Origin of the sequence: Geminicoccus sp., from assembly GCF_035556675.1 — a bacterium.
Classification (GTDB): domain Bacteria; phylum Pseudomonadota; class Alphaproteobacteria; order Geminicoccales; family Geminicoccaceae; genus Geminicoccus.
Window position 1 is genome coordinate 1 of the sequence record NZ_DATMFZ010000385.1, and the last position, 18,175, is coordinate 18,175.

An 18,175-nucleotide genomic window follows, 5' to 3' on the forward strand; every position below is an offset into this window, starting at 1 on the left:
CCATCGCGGCGGATGGCCATGGTGACGCTGTCGGCGCGCAGGAGACCCGCCTTGCAGCAGGGACAAAGCATCCAGTCACTCCACGATGGTCAGTCCGGCAGCCCGGCAGCAGGCGACCAGCTCGGCATGGCCCATCCGCGCATAGGTGAGCGGGTGGGCCTTGGCCGGGTCCTGCTCGGCCTCCACTACCATCCAGCCGGAATAGCCGATCTCGGCCAGCACCGGAACGATGTCGCGGAACGGCACCGAGCCCTCCGGGTCGCCTGGCACGGTGAACACCCCCTCGATCACGCCCTTCAGGAAGCTCCAGCAGTTGTTGCGCAGCTGGGCATGGATCACCGGGCGGATGTTCTTGGCATGGAAATGGTTCACCCGCGATCCGTGGCGGCGCAGCGTGCCCATGACATCGCCGCCCGCGAAGCGCAGATGCCCGGTGTCGAACAGCAGGCCCACCGCCTCCCCGGTGTTCGCCATGAGCAGGTCGATCTCGCGCTCGGTCTCGACCACCGTGCCCATGTGGTGGTGGAAGGCCATCGCGATGCCCTCGCCCCGCATCCACTCGGCCAGCCGGGTGAGCTTCTCGCCATAGGCGGGGAACTCCGCCTCGGGCATACGCGGCCGCTCGGCCAGCGGCGTATCCAGCTGGCCCTGCACCGTGCCGGTGGTCTCGGCATAGACCAGCACCGGTGAGCCCATTGCCACCAGCAGGTCGAGATGGGCCCGGATCGCCTGCTGCTCCGCCTCGAGCGAGCGCTGGCGCAGCTCGCCGGAGAACCAGCCGGTGATGAGCTGCAGACCGTGCCGCGCCATGAGCGGCTTCAGCTCCTTCGGATCGTTCGGGAACCGGCCGCCCTTCTCGATGCCGCTGTAGCCGGCCAGCTTCGCCTCGCTCAGGATCTGTTCGACCGGCGTGTCGCCGCCGAGTTCGGGCAGGTCGTCATTGGCCCAGGCGATCGGCTGGGTCCCCAGGCGGACAGTGGTCATCGCAGTTCTTCCTCCCCTTCATTGTCGGCATCCGGCAGCTGGGCGTTCAGCAGCGCGATCGCCTCGCGATGCTCGTCCGGCGCATGCGCGATGTCGAGATAAGGCCGCACCGGCCGCCACGGCCGCACCGCGGTACGGAAGCGCCGGCCGAGATCCAGGATGGCGTCCGGGCTGATCGGCGGCTCGCTCACGAAGCGCCGCGTCAGCTCGCAGGTATGGGTGTCCCAGGGGTTGAACGGCGCCGCCGGCTGATCGGGGCTGCGCGTCCAGAACACCGGGTAGGGCTTGCCGCCATTGATGCCGCGCAGGTTGGACCAGCCGACATGGTGGACCAGCAGGTTGCAGGTCCCGGCCTGCTCGGCGATCTGCTCGGCCAGCTCGATCGAGACCAGCAGGCGCCCTGCCCGGGTGGAATCGGCCAGGCGGAAGCCGATGTCCATGTCCGGCCCGATATAGTCGGCGCGCTGGCCGGAGCGGGCGCCGGCCACCACCTCGACGTTCGGGAAGGGGAACTGGGCCAGCCAGCCCAGCCCCTTGAGGCGCAGGGGCCCGCCCGCCAGGTCGCGGTCATACTCGACCAGCGCGTCGAAGAAGGCGGCGCACAGCGCGGTCGTCTGGGCGAAGTCCACGACGTCGAAGCTGAACAGCACCTCGTCGCCCAGGAGCTTCCACACCGCGTCCACCGGGTCGCAGCCGGTGCCCAGCCCGCGCAAGCCCGCATGGCGCTGGAACAGCGCGGGAAAGTCGCGGAAGAAGCCCGAGATCGAGCTCGACCACTCGACCGCCCGCGCCACGTCGCCGGCGATCATCTCGGCCTTGTAGACCGAGCTGCCCACGATGTCGGCGGAAAGGAACAGCCGGACCTCCGGCTTCAAGCTCACCGTGCCAGACCGAGCTCTTCGCGGGTTGCCATCTGGAGCGAGATCAGCCGGTAGGCGGCAGCGGTGCAGGAAACATAGAACTGTGCCGCCAGCTTGGTCGGCTCGTTGCCGCAGCAACTGGCGGCGCTGCAGAACAGGCCCCTTGGCATCAGCAGGGCCGCAGCGAAGCGGTTGGCCTCGCGCTCGACCGGCTCGCAGCCCCAGCGCCCGACCCGGATGCGCAGGCTGCCCAGCGGCTCGCCCGAATGCAGGACGTAGTGGCCGAGCTCATGGCCGATGGTGAAGTTGTCGCGCATCGGGCCAGTGATGGGCGAGAGCCGGATCAGGAAGTCGCCCGGCCCGTAGACCTCGAGCGAGCCGCCATCCAGCTCGCGCAGATGCGGCACGTCGACGGTCATCACCCGGCCGCCCATCGACCCCACCAGGTCGCGCAGGCGGTCGCGCCCTGCGACGAAGTGGTACTCCGCCGCGAACTCGGCCGCCCGCCGCTCGATCTGCTCGGCGGAAAGACCGCATGGCATCGGCGCCACGAAATCGGTCACGGCACCCGGCTCCTCGACTTCCATCCGTCCTGCCGGATATGGGGATTGCCCCTTCTCCGGCCAAGCCGACGCCGGAAGCCTAGCATGGCGGCTGCCGACCTGTCATCGGGCCGAGGGATGTGCCTGGTCATACGCCGAGACGCTGGCGCTTCTTGCCCTCGACATGGGCGCGGAAGGCCTCCTCCACCCGCTGGCTCGCCGACACTTCCGGGGTGCCGCACTCCCACCAGGAGCCGTTCTCGCCGGTCCAGTCGGTCGGATGGACGTCGATATGGATGACGGTGGTGCGGTCGGCGGCCTTGGCCCGGCGCACCGCGTCCTCGAACTCGCCCATGGACCTCGCCCGGATGCCGATCGCCCCCATCGCCTCCGCATGCTTGGCGAAGTCGACCCGGAACGCCTCCTTCACCCGCGTGCCCTGCTCGATCAGGTTGTTGAAGCTGGGCTGGCCCTTGCTGGTCTGCAGCCGGTCGATCACCGCGAACCCGCCATTGTCGCACACCACCACGATCAGCTTGTGGCCGGTCAGCACCGACGAATAGATGTCGGAGTTCATGAGCAGGTAGGAGCCGTCGCCCACCATCACGAACACGTCGCGCGACGGGTCGGCCATGGCCGCACCCCAGCCGCCCGCCACCTCGTAGCCCATGCAGGAGAAGCCGAACTCGCAGTCGAAGGTGCCGATGCCCTTGGCGCGCCAGTTCATCTCCAGCTCGCCCGGCATCCCGCCCGCCGCGGTCAGCGCCAAGTCGCGCTCGCCGGCCAGCCGGTTCACGGCACCCACGACCTGGGCATAGGTGGTGGTCTCGGCATTGGTCGGCCCGGAGCGGCGGTCGATATAGCTGTTCCACTCGCCGTACCAGGCCTTGCCCTGCTTCAGCCAGTTCTCCGGTGCCCGCCAGTCGCCCAGGGCCCGGCCCATCTCCTCGAGCGTCACCGCGGCGTCGCCCACCACCGGCAGGCTCATGTGCTTGCGCGCGTCGAAGCGTGCGGTGTTGATCCCGATGAACCGGGCGTCGTGCGGAAACAGCGTCCAGGAACCGGTGGTGAAGTCCTGGAGCCGGGTGCCGATCGCCAGCACCACGTCGGCTTCCGCGGCCAGATGGTTGGCCGAGGACGAGCCCATGATCCCGACCGGGCCGCAGTTCACCGGATCGTCGTGCAGGAGCACGGTGCGGCCGTTCAGGGTCTCGGTCACCGGGATGCCGTGCCGCTTTGCGAAGGCAGCGAGCAGCCCCTCGGCATCGGCATAGCGCACCCCGCCGCCCGCGATGATCATCGGCTTCTTCGCGGACTTCAGCAGTGCCACCGCCGCCTCGATCTGCCGGAGGTCGGCGCGCGGCTTCGGGATATGGTGGACGGTCGGCTCGAAGAACCGCTCGGGATAGTCGAACGCCTCGCCCTGGGTGTCCTGGCACAGACCCAGGAAGGCCGGACCGCAGTCGGCCGGGTCCAGCATCATGCCGAGCGCCTGGGGCAGGGACTGGATGATCTGCTCGGGCCGGGTGATCCGGTCCCAGTAGCGCACGACCGGCTTGAACGCGTCGTTCACCGACAGGGTCGGGTCGCCGAAATGCTCGACCTGCTGGAGGACCGGATCGGGGAAGCGGCTGACATAATAGTCACCGGAGAGCAGCAGGAGCGGCAGGCGGTTGGTGTGCGCCACCGCGGCGGCGGTGACCATGTTGGTCGCACCCGGCCCGATCGAGCTGGCAGCGATCATGATCTGCCGGCGCTTTCTCGCCTTGTTGAAGCCGATCGCGGCCAGCGCCATGGCCTGCTCGTTCTGGCCCCGCCAAGTCGGCAGGACGTCCTGCACCTCCTGCAGCGCCTCGGACAGGCAGGTGACGTTGCCATGGCCGAAGATCGCGAACAGGCCGGGAAACAAAGGCTCGGTCTTGCCGTCGATCTCCGTGCGCTGGCTGGTCAGCCAGCGCACCAGGGCCTGCGCCATGGTCAGACGCACCGTCTTCATCGTTCCCGCCTCCCGGTCCGGCCTTCGCCCGAATGGGTGGAACCATAGGGGAGCCGGGATGGAGGGTGAAGCACCCTTCGCCGGCTGGGGCCTAGGGCGGGATCTTGCCGTTCGACAGCGCCGGCAGGAGCAGGCCGCAGCCCAGGAACCGGCAGCCCGGGCCGGGGCCCAGGTCTTCCTGGCGCCAGCGCCCCGTCTCATTGGTCCAGTGCCAAAGATGGTCCTTGGGTCCGCGCGCATAGACATGTACGGCCCCGTCCCTGCCGGGATAGGCAGTCAGGTTGCCGATCAGGCCGCTGCCGGCATCCTCCTTGCGCCAGCTGTTGCCCGACTTCCACCAGTGCACTAGGCGGCTGCCGGAGCCGCGCACCAGGACGTGGGGGGTACTGCCGATGACGAAGGCGGCCGGCCCGCCGATGACGCCCTTGCCGACTTCCTCGTGCCGCCAGCCGCCGCCGCTGTTCCACCAGTGCCAGAGACGGCCGTTGAGCGTCTGCGCATAGACATGATGGCTGGCACCATCGGCATAGGCGGACGGAGGATTGACGATCGCACCGCCCAGGTCCTCGCGGCGCCATTTCCCCCCGGACTTCCACCAGTGCAGGATGTTGCTGGTGGACGCTCGCCCATAGACATGGTGGACGTTGCCCACGGCATAGGCGGAAGGGGCGCTCACCAGTTGCCTGCCCAGGTCCTCCTGGTGCCAGCCGCCATTGGCGAACCACCAGTGCCAGAGCCGCCCCTTGCGGGTGTGGACATACACATTGTGGTTGGGGATGCCGTAGGAGGTCGGCGGCCCCCCCGGGTCGCCGCCCAGGTTGCGGACCAGCCAGCGCCCGCCCGAGCGCCGCCAGTGCATGAGGTCGCCGTTGCGCCCGAACGCATAGGCGTTGGCGTTGTTGTTGCCGGTATCGTAGGCGGTGGGGCCGGAGATGATGTCGCCGCCCAGATCCTCGCGCTGCCACTTCCCGCTGGTGCGCCACCAGTGGAGCAGATGGTTGCTGCGCCCCCGGACGAAGACGTGATGGACGTTGTTCTCCGTGACGTAGGCGGAAGGCCGGTCCTGCATCAGCGGGTTGTGGCGCGGGTCCTCACCGACGCTCGAAGCTGGCGTACTGAGAAGCAAGGCGAAGAGCGCGCCCACTAGAGCAATAAAATACGGCGGAGCATTATTTCCGGAACTGAGCTTCATCCTGTCCCCCGGTCAAGCAGCGCAGGGAATTGATGATGCTCTTTTCTCTTCATCTTGCTGTCAACGAGATTGGGCTGCCGCTGTCCGGCCTGCTGGCAGCGCCGGCATGCCGATCTAGCGGCTCCAGATGTCCTGCACGACGAGATGGTCCACGCCCAGCAGGGTCAGCCGGTCGTCGACCGATGTGCCTTTCAGCTCGTGGGCATCGTCCAGGCTCGCGTTCATGAGGCCGGAAAAGTCGATCCGCAGGGCGTGCACCCCGCCAGCCACCGTATCATCCGCGAACCGGTCGAGACCGCTCACCTCCCCGTCATCGTTGCTGTCCAGGATGTCGAACAACTCGCGGCTCTGCCAATAGATGCCGGGCGCCGGTTCGGGATCGAACTGATCCTCGACATAGACGACCATGGTGAGCCGGTCCTGCCCGGGGGTGAAGTCGGTGATGACGTCCGAGCCGGTCATGCGCTCGTCCTGCGCCCAGATGGCCGCGTAGCCGAAGACGTCGTGCCCGGCCCCACCGGTCAGCCGGTCGTTGCCGGCATCGCCCTCGACATAGTCGTCGCCGAGACCGCCATCGATACGGTCGTCGCCGACCTGGCCGTGGAGCGAATCGTCGCCACCATTCCCCTCGATCTCGTCGCTGCCCTGGGCCCCGTTGATGAAGTCGTCCCCGTCGAGGCCGAACAGGGAGAACGGGGTGAACACCCGGTCGAGCTCACTGTTCATGATGATCGAGATCGTATCGTCGAAGGCGCTGCCCCGGATCCGCTCGAAGCCGATCATTTGCTCGGAATGGACCGGCCCTTCCTCCGGGTTGCCGTCGGCGGCGAACTGGTAGCACACGTTGATGTACATCCCGTGCGTCTCTTCCGCGAACGATACGGTGTCGATCCCGGCCCCGCCCTGCAGCCGGTCGAGCCCGGGCCCGCCATAGACCAGGTCGTTGCCGGCGCCGCCGTCCAGGACATCGTCGCCCGCGTCGCCGCGCAACACGTCGTCACCGGAATTGCCGTTCAGGAGATCGTTGCCGTCGCCGCCCAGCAGCTGGTCATTGCCGGCCCCGCCCCACAGATAGTCGCGGCCGCCATCGCCCATGATCGTGTCGTCGCCGCCATCGCCGAACAGGCGGTCGTCGCCGAAGCCGCCGCCGATCCGGTCGGTGCCATCGCCGCCATAGATGCGGTCGCCGCCGGCCTGACCGTAGAGCCGGTCATTGCCGGCCCGGCCGCTCACCCGGTCGTCGCCGCTCCCGCCCCAGATGACGTCCGCGAGCGGCGTGCCAGACAGGATGTCGGCGCGGCCGGTACCGTTGATGCTGGCCATGGACGCAACCCTTCTTTCAGTCGCACCTGAGTGCGGGCGAAGGAAGAGTAAACTATCCTACATGATTCGTTCAGGAGCAAGACCTGTCCGGTCCGCTCCTGAACGTCCTGTCCCGTTGCGGCGTCAATGCGCCTTGGCCAGCCGCCTCCTGCGCGCCAGCAGGTTCAGTGCCTCGACGCCTGCCGAGAAGGCGATCGCGAAGTAGATGTAGCCCTTGGGCACGTGGAAGTGGAAACCCTCGGCGACCAGCATGGTGCCGACCAGCACCAGGAAGGCCAGTGCCAGCATCTTCACGGTCGGATGGCGGTTGACGAAGTCGCCCACCGGCTTGGCGGCGACCAGCATCACGATCATCGCGAGAACCACGGCAGTGACCATGACCGAGAGATGCTCCGCCATGCCGACGGCGGTGATGACGGAGTCCAGGGAGAACACGATGTCCAGCAGCACGATCTGGACGATGGCCATCGTGAAGGTGCTGCCGGCCTTGGCGCCCTCCGAGTGCTGCTCCTCCATGGTGTGATGGATCTCGAGCGTGCCCTTGGCCAGCAGGAACAGGCCGCCGGCCAGCATGATGATGTCGCGCCAGGACACGTCGAACTCGCCGACCGAGAAGATTGGCTGGGTCAGGCCGACGATCCAGGCGATGCTGGCAAGCAGGGCCAGCCGCATCAGCAGGGCGAGCGACAGGCCGATGCGCCGTGCGGCGTTCTGCTGGTGCACCGGCAGACGGCTGGCGACGATCGACAGGAAGATCAGGTTGTCGATGCCCAGCACGATCTCCAGCGCGGTCAGCGCGGCGAGCGATGCCCAGGCGGCGGGATCGGAAAGAATGGCCAGGAAGTCCATGGCGCTCTCGGCGTCGTGATCGGATGGAGGGGATGTAGCGGGAAGCCGAAGATGAACCATGGGCAGCGTCATGAATTCGCCGCGGCAGCGTCCGGAAACCATGCCGCTGTGCCTTGATGGACGGCGGCCCGACCGTTGACGACGGCCGCCGCTGCCGGCAGGTGGCGACGTCCCTCTGCCGGAGAGCCTTTCGTGGAAGCAGCAATCGCGCTTGGCGGCAATCTCGGCGACAGCCGCCGCGCGCTGGACCAGGCGCTGGACCAGATCGCCGCACGGATCGGGCCGATCCTGGCGGCTTCCGGATGGATCGAGACGCCGGCGCTGGTCCACCCCGACGACCCGGTGCGCGAGCACCCGCCCTACCTGAATGGGGTCGTGGTCGCGGTGACCGAACTGCCGGCTGAGGAAATCCTGGCCAGGCTCCTGGAAATCGAGCGGGCGCTCGGCCGAGTGCGTGATTCCGCCGCCCTGCCCTGGCAGCCGCGGGTGATCGACCTGGACCTGATCCTCCTGGGCCAGGAAGTGGTGGACCGGCCAGGCTTGGTCCTGCCGCATCCGCGCATGCACGAGCGCGATTTCGTGCTGGGGCCTCTGGCCCGCATCAGGCCCGACTGGCGTCATCCGGTGCTGGGCCAGACGGTAGCCGCCCTGCTGGAGCGGCTGCGCCAAGGTGGTGCTGCGGACGGGCAGATGCCGAGTTCATGACTGCAGGCCGGGTTGAAGCGGCGGAGCTGGCGGGCTCCTGGCATCAATCCGCTTGATCTGGTTGCTTTTCGGTTGATCGGCCTACCCTGATATTCCCAGATCCATCGCTTGAAATTGCCGTTCGTTAATGTTTTAGTAACCTTGTGAGCACGCAATACGCTCCGAGGACATTTTCATGGCGCACCGCATTACGGGCACCCATTTCGACGACGAACTGCATGGCCGCCGAATCAGCGACGAGATCCGGGGCGGACTCGGCAACGATCAGATCTGGGGCCACGACGGCTTCGACTTCCTCTATGGCGAGGACGGTGACGACGTGATCAACGGCGGCACCGGCGACGATTTCATCAGCGGCGGCATGGGCAACGACCGGCTGTTCGGCGGGCCGGGCCGTGATACGATCGAGGGCGATGCCGGTAACGACACGCTGTACGGCTTCAACGGCGACGACATCCTGCGCGGCATGGACGGCAATGACGTGCTGAGCGGCCAGCTCGGCAACGACGTGCTGATGGGCGGCAACGGCCACGACTTCATGCGCGGCGGCGACGGCAACGACGTGCTGGCCGGTGCTGCCGGACACGACAAGCTCTACGGCGATGCCGGCGACGACCGGCTGACCGGCGGCGACGGCGACGACGTGATCCGCGGCGGTGCCGGCAACGACAATGTCGATGGCGGTAGCGGCAACGACATCATCTGGGGCGACGACGGCTTCGGCAGCGCCACCGGCGACGACACCATGACCGGCGGCGACGGCGACGACATCGTCCGCGGCGAGTTCGGCAACGACCTGGTGTTCGGCGCACTCGGCAACGACCAGCTGTTCGGCGGCGACGGTGATGACCGGCTCCATGGTGGCCTGGGCGACGACAGGGTCGAGGGCGGCGACGGTGACGACCTCGTGGATGGCAAGACCGGCAACGACACGCTGCTGGGCGGGGCCGGCAACGATCGCCTGACAGGCGGGGCCGGCGACGACATCGTGGACGGCGGTGACGGCGACGACATGATCTGGGGCCAGTGGGGCAACGACACCATGACCGGCGGCGCCGGTGCCGACCAGTTCATCGTCCTGCGCATCAGCGGCGAGCGTGACGTCATCACCGACTTCCAGGTCGGCGCCGACCAGATCGTCCTGCGCGGTGGCGCCACCGTCGCCGGTGCAGTCGCCAATGCGACCGTGATCGACGGCAACACCGTGATCGACCTCGGGCAGAACCATCTCCTGACGGTCCTGAACCAGACTGGGATCTCGTCCAGCTGGTTCGGCGCCTGAACCCTTTCCCGTTCGACTAGCGCGCGTTCGCCCCGGGTCTTCGGACCCGGGGTTCTTTTTTTGCCGGCCAGGAGCCGCTAGAGGTGAGAGGTCGCAGGAGGGGCTGGAATTGGACTGGCTTTGGCAGGACGGCCGGCTCTGCCCGGCCCAGGAAGTGTTCATCGACCCGGCCGACCGCGGCCTGCTGCTTGGTGACGGCCTGTTCGAGACGATGCGCGCGAGCCGCGGGAACGTGCCCCTGCTCCACCTTCACGCAGCACGGCTCGCGGCCAGTGCCGAAGAGCTGGGCATCCCGCTGCCCCATGACCTAGCGGAACTGCACCGGGCGGCCCGTGAAGTGCTGGCAGGAACCGGGCTGGCCGATGGCGCGGTCCGCCTGACGCTGACCCGCGGAGCGGGTCCACGCGGCCTGCTTCCGCCCGAGCCCTGCCGGCCGATGCTCCTGCTGCGCGCCCTGCCCATGGCCGGCTCCGGACCAGCGCCAGCCAACGCCGTGACCGCCGCCATCCCGCGCAACGAGCGCTCGCCCTTGTCGCGCATGAAGACGCTGGGCTGCCTCGACCAGATCCTCTGCCTCCGGGCAGCTTTGGCCGCCGGCGGCAACGAGGCGATCCTGCTCAACACGCGAGGCGATCTCGCCTGCGCCACCAGCGCCAACCTGTTCCTCGTGAAGGAAGGGACCCTCTGCACCCCCGATCTCGCCAGCGGCGTGCTGCCGGGCATCACCCGCGCGCGGCTGATGGCCGCCCTGCCGGTGGAGGAACGGCCGCTGCGCCGCGACGAGCTCCTGGCTGCGGACGAGGCCTTTCTGACCAACTGCCTGACCGGCGTCCGCCCGCTCCTGTCCCTGGACGGCCAGCCGATCGGAACCGGCCAATCGGGCCCGGTCACCGCCAGGGCCAAGCAGTTGCTGGAGGCGGCCTGAACGGGCGGCGCTGCCTCAGCGGCGGGTTTCGCCCGCCAGGAGCTGGCTGACGATGAAGCCCAGGACGAAGCCGACCAGGCCCGCCGACGACAGGACGGTGGCGGCGGCACCGGGATGCTCGCGCGCCGTCTCGCCCACGACCCGGGCCTCGCGCTTCAGCAGGCGCGCCGCTTTGCGCGCCTGCTCCGACGCCTCTTCATAGGCGTCCTCGGCCGAGCCGCGCAGGTCGCCGAGCACTGTCTCGCCGCGGCCTGACACCGACCGGGCGAGCCGGCCGACCTCGCGGCGCAGTTCGCTGATCTGCTGTTCCAGCTCCCTGCGGATGGCTTCGGTGCCGATGGTGTCCGCCATGACTGTCCTCCGTTGCCGGGTTCCGATCGACCGGGCTTACTGGAGCATCTGGGCGGCGCATGGTCGGCCAGCAAGGCCGCGTCCGGCCCTTGCCATACTTGCGGCTCTCGCAATCACGAACCGGACGATGTGGCCCGACCGGCCCGGCGGAGGAACTGGTGGAGCCGATCAGGACCGAACCGGCGACTCGACGGCGCAAACCCGCCAACAGTCCAGGATAATCAAACGTTTCCTGACTGACTGTCCGCGAAGTGGCTGGGACGGTTATGCGAGGCGTCGCAGAATGATGTGGTTCATGGCGATGTGGATCATCGGGAGGCCCGTTTCGGGCAGGCGCTCATAGTCGCGAGCAAGCCGGCGTGAGCGAGACAGCCACGCGAAGATGCGCTCCACCACCCGTCCTTCGTCAGCAGACGGAGGATCCGCTTCTTGAAGGGAGGGCGGCCGGCAGGCCGCCGAAGCGTCGCGGCAGGACCTGGAAACCGTTGGGCTTTCCCTCCAGCCCATAACGCCATGCTTGGCGCTGACGGTAGAAGGGCACCTCGACGCGCGAGCCTCTCGCCTGGTCCAGCCACGTTGCGAAGGAGCTGGAGCACGTGACCGCCGCGATGTTCAGGCGCCACGCAGGAACGCCCGAGCTCCAGCAGCCTGCCCTGGCTCCCCAGCAGGCAGACCAGGTCGAACTCCGACGCGCTGTAGAACCCGCCGGCCGAATGGGCGGCATCCTGCCCCAGGAGCCGGCAGGTGCCGACCACACCGCCCTGATCCTGACCGGAGGCGGCATGATCGATCACGATCAGATGGTCGCAATGCGCATCGAACCGGTCGATGTCCAGCCGCAGTGACCGTCCGGCCTCGTCCGCCAGGGCACCGCGTTCCTCCATGAAGGCCCGGTGGCGCAGCGCCTGGGCGGCGGCGATCTCGGCCTAGTTCCGGGCTTGGCGCAGTTCGTACCTGCCGTCATGGAAGCATGGACCCATGAGGGCATCTCCGAAGTCGTCACACAGCCGACCCCCTTGGGGCCGGAGTGCTGCTTGGCACCCGTCTAGGCAGCGCCTGCACGGCAGGACGACCGTCCGGTGACAATCGGCACCTTCAGGATTCCTTAAGACCTCCGCCCCCATGATGTGCTCGGCGGCAGTGCCCTTGGGGAGACGGGAAATGTTCAACGTGACCACAGCCCGCGGCGAGGTCACGGCGGCAGACCAGCCGGCCGCGGCGGACCGGCCGGCTGGGGCGGGCCTGGCAAATGCCGGGCCACGCGAGGAGAAGCTGTCGCTGGCGCACTCGGCCTTGCTGATCGTGCTGGGCTCGGTCGGCGGCTGGTGCCTCTTGGTGATGGCGGTCCTCTGGCTCATGTCCTGAGTGGCGGCGACACCGGCCGGGACGCCCTCGCTCTGCCGCTGTCGCGCGCCAATCCGGCAGGGGCATATCGAGCTGGAGGCTTGCGGCACCTGCCGTCCTTTGCCACCACCGCGCCTAGCCGTCTGCGCGCGGCTGATGATGGGCCGGCACGCCCGGCCGGCCGTGGTTGGGTGGAAGCGTTGATCACGTGGCTTGACTGGATGGAGTCCTGGCGTTGCCGGCTCTGGCCGCAGCGGCTGTCGTTCCTGGACGGCTGGATGCTGCTCCTCCCCGCACTGCTGCTCGTGGCGGTGCTGGTGGTGGGCTTGGTCGAGATCGTCGACATGTCGCTGCGCAGCCTCGATCGCACGACCTTCCTCCTGGGCGAGGACTGGACGGTCGCGAACTACGTGGCGGCTCTGGCCCGGCGGGCCACCTGGGTGATCGGTTGGCGCACGCTCTGGGCGTCGCTGGTCACCACGGTCCTGACCCTGGCCCTGGCCCTCCCTTACGCCTATGCGCTGGTCCGTACCCCGAGTCCCGCCTGGCGCCGGTTCCTGCTGGTCAGCCTGTTCCTGCCCTTCTTCCTGGGCCAGGTGGTGCGCGCCTATGGCTGGCTGATCGTGCTGGGCCGCCAGGGCCTGGTGAACAGCCTGCTGGGGCTGGCCGGCATTGAGCCTTGGCCGCTGATCTATACCCCTTCGGCCGTGGTGCTGGGCCTGGTCCAGTACATGCTGCCGTTCGCCGTGCTGATGCTGGCGCCGGCGCTGACCGCCATTCCCGAGGAAATGGAACTGGCCTCGGCCTCGCTGGGCGCTGGCTGGGTGCGCACCTTCACCAACGTGGTGCTGCCGCTGGCACGGCCGGGCCTGGTGGCGGCGGGTGTGGTGGTGTTCACCCTGACCTTCACCGAGTACGCGATCCCGCAGATCATGGGTGGCGGCAAGTTCGACTTCGCCGCCCAGGCGGTCTACGAGGCTTGGTTCTCCACCTCCGATGCCGGCTTGGGCTCGGCGCTGGCCGTGCTGGTCGTGCTGGTGTCCACCGGGCTCACCGCCCTCATGCTGGCCCTGCTGGGTGGCCGGGCGGCGGCCGGACGGGTCAGGCGAGCCTCTCCGGCAAGCATGGAAGCGGCAGGGATCGGTACGGGAGCAGTGCGGTGAGGGGCGAGCGCGGCAAGCAGGTGCTGATCACGGCAGTGGTGCTGTTCGACCTCCTGTTCCTGGCCCTGCCGACGGTGATCATCCTTTTGGCCTCGTTCACCAGCGGGTCGATCGTCCGCTTCCCGCCCGAGGGCTTCTCGCTGCGCTGGTATGTGCAGTTGGTGAGCGGTGGTGCATTCCTGGACGCGTTCGGCCGCTCCCTGCTGGTCGCCACCCTGGCCACCCTGTTCGCCGTGCCGGCCGGCACGCTCGCCGCCCTGGCGTTGGCCCGCTGGCGCTTTCGCACCGCCGCCCTGATCCGCCTGTGGCTGCTCTTGCCCTTCACGATCCCGCTAGTGGTGGCCGGCCTCGGCATGATGGCGCTGTTCGGCGAATGGCGGATCCTGGGCAGCCTGTGGCCGGTAGGACTGGCCTGCTGCATCATCAACCTGCCCTTCATGCTCTGGGCGGTCAGTGCCGCGGTGAATCATCTGGACCCGGAACTGGAGAATGCCGCCGCCAATCTGGGAGCACCGCCACTGCACCGTTTCGTCACCGTGACGATCCCGGCGGTGATGCCCGGCATCGTGACCGGCGGCCTGCTGATGTTCATCCTGGCGTTCAACGAGTTCTTGGTGAGCCTGATGCTCACCGATGCGCGGACCGTCACTCTGCCGGTGCAGATCTACACCTCGATCCGGGCGGTCATCACCCCGGACTTGGCGGCGGTCTCCGCGGTCTATGTGGCGGTGGCGCTCCTCGCCGTCTGGCTGTTGGACCGGCTGGTCGGCCTCGACCTGTTTCTGCGCGCGCGCTGAGCGGAACCCCGCCCTGGACCGGCCGTTGATCGACGGCCTATTCACACTCACATCGATGTGAGTGTTGAACATCGCAAGGAGGGATGGGACCATGGCTGCCACTGCCGGAGACGTTCGCGACACCGCCCGCAAGGCCGGTGACGACATCCGGGAAACCGCCCGCGCCGTCGGCAACGATGTGCGGGATGCCGTCCACGACGTGAAAGTGCATGCCTTGAACAGCACCGATCATGCCCGCCAGTCGCTCAACGCCAATTACGAGCAGCTCAAGCGGGAACTGGACGTCCTGCGCGGCCAGCTGGTGGCCCTGGGTGCGGATGCCAGCGAGGAGGCGAAGCTCCGCCTCCAGCACGGGCTGGAAGCGCTCAATACGCGCGTTGACGCCATGTCCCACGACGCGAAGGCCTATGGCGGGCGCAAGCTGGAGGAGGCGGAGCGCCTCGTGCAGGAACGTCCGCTGACCAGTGTCCTGGTGTCATTCGGGCTCGGCATGCTGTTCGCCCAGTTCCTGCGTCGCTGAAGGGCAGCTGTCGATGTGGCCGCTCCTGCGGACGTTCCTGCCGGTGGACAGCATGCGTCCGCAGGTGCAAGCCTATAGTGCCCGCCTCGTCGCCTTCGCGGTGGCGGGTGTGCTCGGGCTGATCGCATTCCTCTACTTCCTGGACGCCGCATGGCGCGGCATGCTCCAGGTCATGCCGGGCTGGGCGGCGTCCCTGGTGGTGGGTGCCTGCCTGGTCATCGCTGCGGGCCTGGTCAGCCTGATCGGCGTGACGGTCGCCAAGCGCCACGAGCGCCGGGCGCGTCTCCTGGCTCAGGCCGCTCCCCCGCCCGCAGCGCAGTTCGCGACGATCGCGACCCCGCTGGCCATGCGGGTCCTGCAGCACCCGCGGGCCCTCGTGCTGGGTGGGCTCCTGGCCGGGGCCGCCATGGAACTCTTCCGCAAGCGGCGCTGAGGCGTCGACCTTCATCCTCGCAGCGGGCGGACATGCCCGTCCGCGCTGCCGATCCATCCAGGCGTGCGGCCTGCTCATGGCTGCCCGCCAGCTTGGCGATTGGGGGAACGGCCGGACGGCACTAGGTTCCGCGCCACGACCGAGTGGAGGATGAGATGCGGGGCGCCAACATCATCGATCTCGCAGAGCTGAGTGCCGAGGCCCGGGCCCGGCTGATGCAGCGTGCCGAGCACGACCTGAGCGGGCTGATGGACCCGGTGCGGGCCATTGCCGAGCGGGTCGCGGCCAGCGGCGACAAGGCGGTGGCCGAACTCGGCCGCGAGATCGACGGCGCACCTTTGGCGCCGGAGCGGCTGTTCGCGACCGAGCAGGAGTTCGAGGAGGCCGAGGCGCTGGTCGAGCCGGAGGTGAAGGCCGCCATCGAGGAGGCGGTACGCAACATCCGGCACTTCCACGAAAAGCAGCTCCCGGCACCGATGTGGCTGGAGGAGATCCGCCCGGGCGCGTTCGCCGGCGAGCGGCATCTGCCGATCCCCTCGGTCGGCTGCTACGTGCCGCGCGGCAAGGGCGCCTTCCCGTCGGTGGTGATGATGACCACGATCCCGGCCGTGGTGGCCGGTGTGCCCGAGGTGGTGATCCTGACCCCGCCCACGCCCGAGGGCGGGGTGGATGCGGCGAGCCTGGTGGCGGCGCGCCGGGTGGGCGTGTCCAGGGTCTACAAGGCTGGCGGTGCAGTCGCGGTGGCGGCGGCGGCGCACGGCACCTACAGCCTGCCCCGGCTCGCCAAGATCATCGGCCCCGGCTCGCCCTGGCTGGTGGCCGCCAAGAAGCATCTGGCCGACCGGATCGACACGGGCCTGCCGGCCGGCCCGTCCGAATCGATCATCCTGGCCGACGAGCACGCCAATCCGGAGATCGCGGCACTCGACCTGCTGATCGAGGCCGAGCACGGCCCGGACAGCTCGGCCTTCCTGGTCACGCCCTCGCGCCGGGTCGCCGAGGCGGCCGCCCGGGTACTGCCCGATCTTTGGGCGCGCATGGGCGAGCAGCGGGTGGGCTTCTCCCAGGCCGTGCTGTCCGGATCGCGCGGCGGCATCCTGGTGGCGCGCGACCTGGACGATGCCATCGCCTTCGTCAACGAGTACGCACCGGAGCACCTGGAGATCCTGGCAAAGGAACCCATGGCGCTGATGAACCGGATCGTGAACGCCGGCGAGATCCTCCTGGGCGAAAACACCCCGATCGTGATCGCCAACTTCGTGCTGGGCCCGGACGCGGTGCTGCCGACCGGCGGCCATGCCCGCACCTGGTCGCCGCTCTCCGTGTTCGACTTCCTGAAGCGCACCGGCATCGGCTACGCCACCCGCGAAGGTTACGATCGCCTGGCAGAGCCGGCCAGACGGCTGGCCCGCTACGAGGGTTTTGACGCCCACGCCAACGCGATCGAGCTGCGCGAGCACTATCGCCGGTGATCGCACCGCAGCCACGGCCGGCGCGACCGGCCGTGGCTGGGAGCGGCGTCGAGCACGCGGCTGCGGAGGAACGACGGTTTCCTGCGGCCTTCGCCACCTGCTGGCCATCCAAGCCGGCCACGGTGGACGGCGATCATCCCTCCGCGCCACGTCGGGTGATCGCCGCTAGGCGCAGGACGCCAGTGCCTAGCCGTCTTTCTGAGCCCGGACCGTGATGCCGCGTTCCCAGGAACGCCGGCCGACCAGGCTCGCCACCTGAAGATCCTGCCCGGATTAGGCCGTCGACGCTTCCCGGTACAGGCAGTCGGCATCGACCGCGTCCACCGACGGCACGCCCAGCAGGGCCAGCGCGATGTCCAGTTCCTCGCGGAACACTTCGATTGCTCGCGCCACGCCGGGCTCGCCGGCCGCCGCCAGCCCCCACAGGAACGGCCGGCCGATCATGCAGGCATCGGCGCCGAGCGCCCGCGCCTTGACTAGGTCGACGCCGCGCCGCACGCCGCCATCCAGGATGACCTGCGCCCGGCCGGCCACCGCGCGCATGACGGCCGGCAGTGCCGCCGCGGCCGAGGGCACGTGGTCGAGCTGGCGGCCACCATGGTTGGAGACGATCACGGCCTCGGCCCCGAGCTCGACCGCATGCAGCGCGTCTTCCGGACTGAGCACGCCCTTGACCACGAAGGGGCCGTCCCATTCCCTGGCGACCGCCTCGACCGTCTGCCAAGTGGCGGACGCGTCGCACAGTTTGGCGACGTGCTGGGCGATGCTGCTGAAGCCCGAGCTGCTGGGCGCGGCATCAGCGAAATTGCCGAACCGCACGCCGTTGCGCAGGAAGCCGGCCAGCCAGGCCGGCCGCGCCAGGACCTCCGCCACCGTGCGCAGCCGCGGCCGGAGCGGCACGGTGAAGGCGTTGCGGATGTCCCGCTCGCGCCGGCCGTGCACGGCGAGGTCGAGGGTCATGCACAGGACGCGGTAGCCCGAAGCCTTGGCCCGGCGCAACATCCCGCTCATCAGGGCGGGGTCCTTCAGGAAGTAGAGCTGAAACCAGCGGTCCCCGCCCGGCACGGCCGCCGCTACCTCCTCGATCGAGGCCACCGAGTTGGTGGACAGGCAGAACGGGATGCCCGCCTGCTTCGCGGCCCGGGCGGCCACGATCTCGCCGCCTGGCCAGTAGAGGCCCGCCAGGCCGGTCGGCGCCAGGACCAGCGGCAGGGCGGACGTGGCGCCGATCAGGTCGACGGCAGTCCGGCGGGTGCCGACATCGACGCCGACGCGCGGCATCAGCCGCAGCCGGGCCAGGTCGTCGACATTGTCCCGCAGAGTCCGCTCGTCGCCGGCACCGCCATCGATGAACTCGAAGATCGAGCGCGGCAGGCGCCGCTGCGCCAGGGTGCGCAGGTCCGCGATGGTGACGGCGCGTTCGATTCTGCTCATGCG

General features: G+C 68.8%; 19 protein-coding genes and 1 pseudogene. 9 read left to right on the forward strand and 11 right to left on the reverse strand.

Features of this window, described 5'->3' with window-relative positions:
- Window positions 1-75: 75 nt before the first annotated feature.
- The 7 genes from iolE to VNS22_RS27710 all read right to left on the reverse strand — a co-directional run bounded on the left by iolE (window position 76) and on the right by VNS22_RS27710 (window position 7,746).
- Window positions 76-984 carry a myo-inosose-2 dehydratase gene (gene iolE / locus VNS22_RS27680; protein WP_325738358.1) on the reverse strand — a complete coding sequence of 303 codons (909 nt, stop codon included), beginning with the start codon at window positions 982-984 and terminating at the stop codon, window positions 76-78.
- Window positions 981-1,859, reverse strand: a complete 879-nt coding sequence (locus VNS22_RS27685; RefSeq protein ID WP_325738360.1) for a hypothetical protein — start codon at window positions 1,857-1,859, stop codon at window positions 981-983. The genes iolE and VNS22_RS27685 overlap by 4 nt, the downstream gene beginning before the upstream one ends.
- Before the next feature lie 2 nt (window positions 1,860-1,861).
- Entirely contained in the window at window positions 1,862-2,431 is a 570-nt protein-coding gene (locus tag VNS22_RS27690; RefSeq protein WP_325738361.1) for an ImmA/IrrE family metallo-endopeptidase, read from the reverse strand.
- A 103-nt stretch (window positions 2,432-2,534) separates the two neighbouring features.
- Window positions 2,535-4,382 carry a 3D-(3,5/4)-trihydroxycyclohexane-1,2-dione acylhydrolase (decyclizing) gene (gene iolD / locus VNS22_RS27695; RefSeq protein WP_325738362.1) on the reverse strand — a complete coding sequence of 616 codons (1,848 nt, stop codon included), beginning with the start codon at window positions 4,380-4,382 and terminating at the stop codon, window positions 2,535-2,537.
- Window positions 4,383-4,473: 91 nt separating this feature from the next.
- Complete coding sequence (locus VNS22_RS27700) at window positions 4,474-5,508, reverse strand: hypothetical protein (RefSeq protein WP_325738363.1); 1,035 nt, start codon at window positions 5,506-5,508, stop codon at window positions 4,474-4,476.
- Window positions 5,509-5,688: 180 nt separating this feature from the next.
- On the reverse strand, window positions 5,689-6,897 hold the full coding sequence (locus VNS22_RS27705; RefSeq protein ID WP_325738364.1) for a calcium-binding protein: 1,209 nt from the start codon (window positions 6,895-6,897) through the stop codon (window positions 5,689-5,691).
- A gap of 123 nt (window positions 6,898-7,020) precedes the next feature.
- On the reverse strand, window positions 7,021-7,746 hold the full coding sequence (locus tag VNS22_RS27710; protein WP_325738365.1) for a TerC family protein: 726 nt from the start codon (window positions 7,744-7,746) through the stop codon (window positions 7,021-7,023).
- Between the two features lie 192 nt (window positions 7,747-7,938).
- Here VNS22_RS27710 and folK point away from each other — a divergent pair, with 192 nt between their 5' ends.
- From folK to VNS22_RS27725, 3 genes are all read left to right on the forward strand, one after another.
- The gene (folK, locus tag VNS22_RS27715) at window positions 7,939-8,451 is read left to right on the forward strand and encodes a 2-amino-4-hydroxy-6-hydroxymethyldihydropteridine diphosphokinase (protein ID WP_325738366.1); all 513 of its coding nucleotides are present in this window, start codon (window positions 7,939-7,941) and stop codon (window positions 8,449-8,451) included.
- 175 nt (window positions 8,452-8,626) lie between these two features.
- Window positions 8,627-9,733, forward strand: coding sequence for a calcium-binding protein (locus VNS22_RS27720; protein ID WP_325738367.1), 1,107 nt, complete (start codon window positions 8,627-8,629; stop codon window positions 9,731-9,733).
- A 109-nt stretch (window positions 9,734-9,842) separates the two neighbouring features.
- On the forward strand, window positions 9,843-10,658 hold the full coding sequence (locus tag VNS22_RS27725; protein WP_325738368.1) for an aminotransferase class IV: 816 nt from the start codon (window positions 9,843-9,845) through the stop codon (window positions 10,656-10,658).
- A 15-nt stretch (window positions 10,659-10,673) separates the two neighbouring features.
- Here VNS22_RS27725 and VNS22_RS27730 read toward each other — a convergent pair whose 3' ends face one another.
- From VNS22_RS27730 to VNS22_RS28665, 3 genes and pseudogenes are all read right to left on the reverse strand, one after another.
- Window positions 10,674-11,009, reverse strand: a complete 336-nt coding sequence (locus tag VNS22_RS27730) for a hypothetical protein (RefSeq protein ID WP_325738370.1) — start codon at window positions 11,007-11,009, stop codon at window positions 10,674-10,676.
- Between the two features lie 264 nt (window positions 11,010-11,273).
- Window positions 11,274-11,516 (reverse strand): transposase, encoded by a 243-nt coding sequence (locus VNS22_RS28450; RefSeq protein WP_349261906.1) that lies wholly within the window; start codon window positions 11,514-11,516, stop codon window positions 11,274-11,276.
- Between the two features lie 134 nt (window positions 11,517-11,650).
- Window positions 11,651-11,893, reverse strand: a pseudogene (locus tag VNS22_RS28665) (GNAT family N-acetyltransferase); the annotation flags it as partial.
- A 286-nt stretch (window positions 11,894-12,179) separates the two neighbouring features.
- Here VNS22_RS28665 and VNS22_RS27740 point away from each other — a divergent pair.
- The 6 genes from VNS22_RS27740 to hisD all read left to right on the forward strand — a co-directional run bounded on the left by VNS22_RS27740 (window position 12,180) and on the right by hisD (window position 16,738).
- The gene (locus tag VNS22_RS27740) at window positions 12,180-12,374 is read left to right on the forward strand and encodes a hypothetical protein (protein ID WP_325738374.1); all 195 of its coding nucleotides are present in this window, start codon (window positions 12,180-12,182) and stop codon (window positions 12,372-12,374) included.
- A 200-nt stretch (window positions 12,375-12,574) separates the two neighbouring features.
- A complete protein-coding gene (locus VNS22_RS27745; RefSeq protein ID WP_414653452.1) occupies window positions 12,575-13,516 on the forward strand; it encodes an ABC transporter permease in 942 nt (313 codons plus the stop codon).
- A complete protein-coding gene (locus tag VNS22_RS27750; RefSeq protein ID WP_325738377.1) occupies window positions 13,513-14,313 on the forward strand; it encodes an ABC transporter permease in 801 nt (266 codons plus the stop codon). The genes VNS22_RS27745 and VNS22_RS27750 overlap by 4 nt, the downstream gene beginning before the upstream one ends.
- Window positions 14,314-14,404: 91 nt before the next feature.
- Window positions 14,405-14,833 (forward strand): hypothetical protein, encoded by a 429-nt coding sequence (locus VNS22_RS27755; RefSeq protein ID WP_325738379.1) that lies wholly within the window; start codon window positions 14,405-14,407, stop codon window positions 14,831-14,833.
- Window positions 14,834-14,846: 13 nt separating this feature from the next.
- Window positions 14,847-15,266 (forward strand): phage holin family protein, encoded by a 420-nt coding sequence (locus VNS22_RS27760; protein ID WP_325738381.1) that lies wholly within the window; start codon window positions 14,847-14,849, stop codon window positions 15,264-15,266.
- A gap of 155 nt (window positions 15,267-15,421) precedes the next feature.
- Window positions 15,422-16,738 carry a histidinol dehydrogenase gene (hisD, locus tag VNS22_RS27765; RefSeq protein WP_325738383.1) on the forward strand — a complete coding sequence of 439 codons (1,317 nt, stop codon included), beginning with the start codon at window positions 15,422-15,424 and terminating at the stop codon, window positions 16,736-16,738.
- Between the two features lie 273 nt (window positions 16,739-17,011).
- Here hisD and VNS22_RS27770 read toward each other — a convergent pair whose 3' ends face one another.
- A complete protein-coding gene (locus VNS22_RS27770) occupies window positions 17,012-18,172 on the reverse strand; it encodes an alpha-hydroxy acid oxidase (protein ID WP_325738385.1) in 1,161 nt (386 codons plus the stop codon).
- Between the last annotated feature and the right edge of the window lie 3 nt (window positions 18,173-18,175).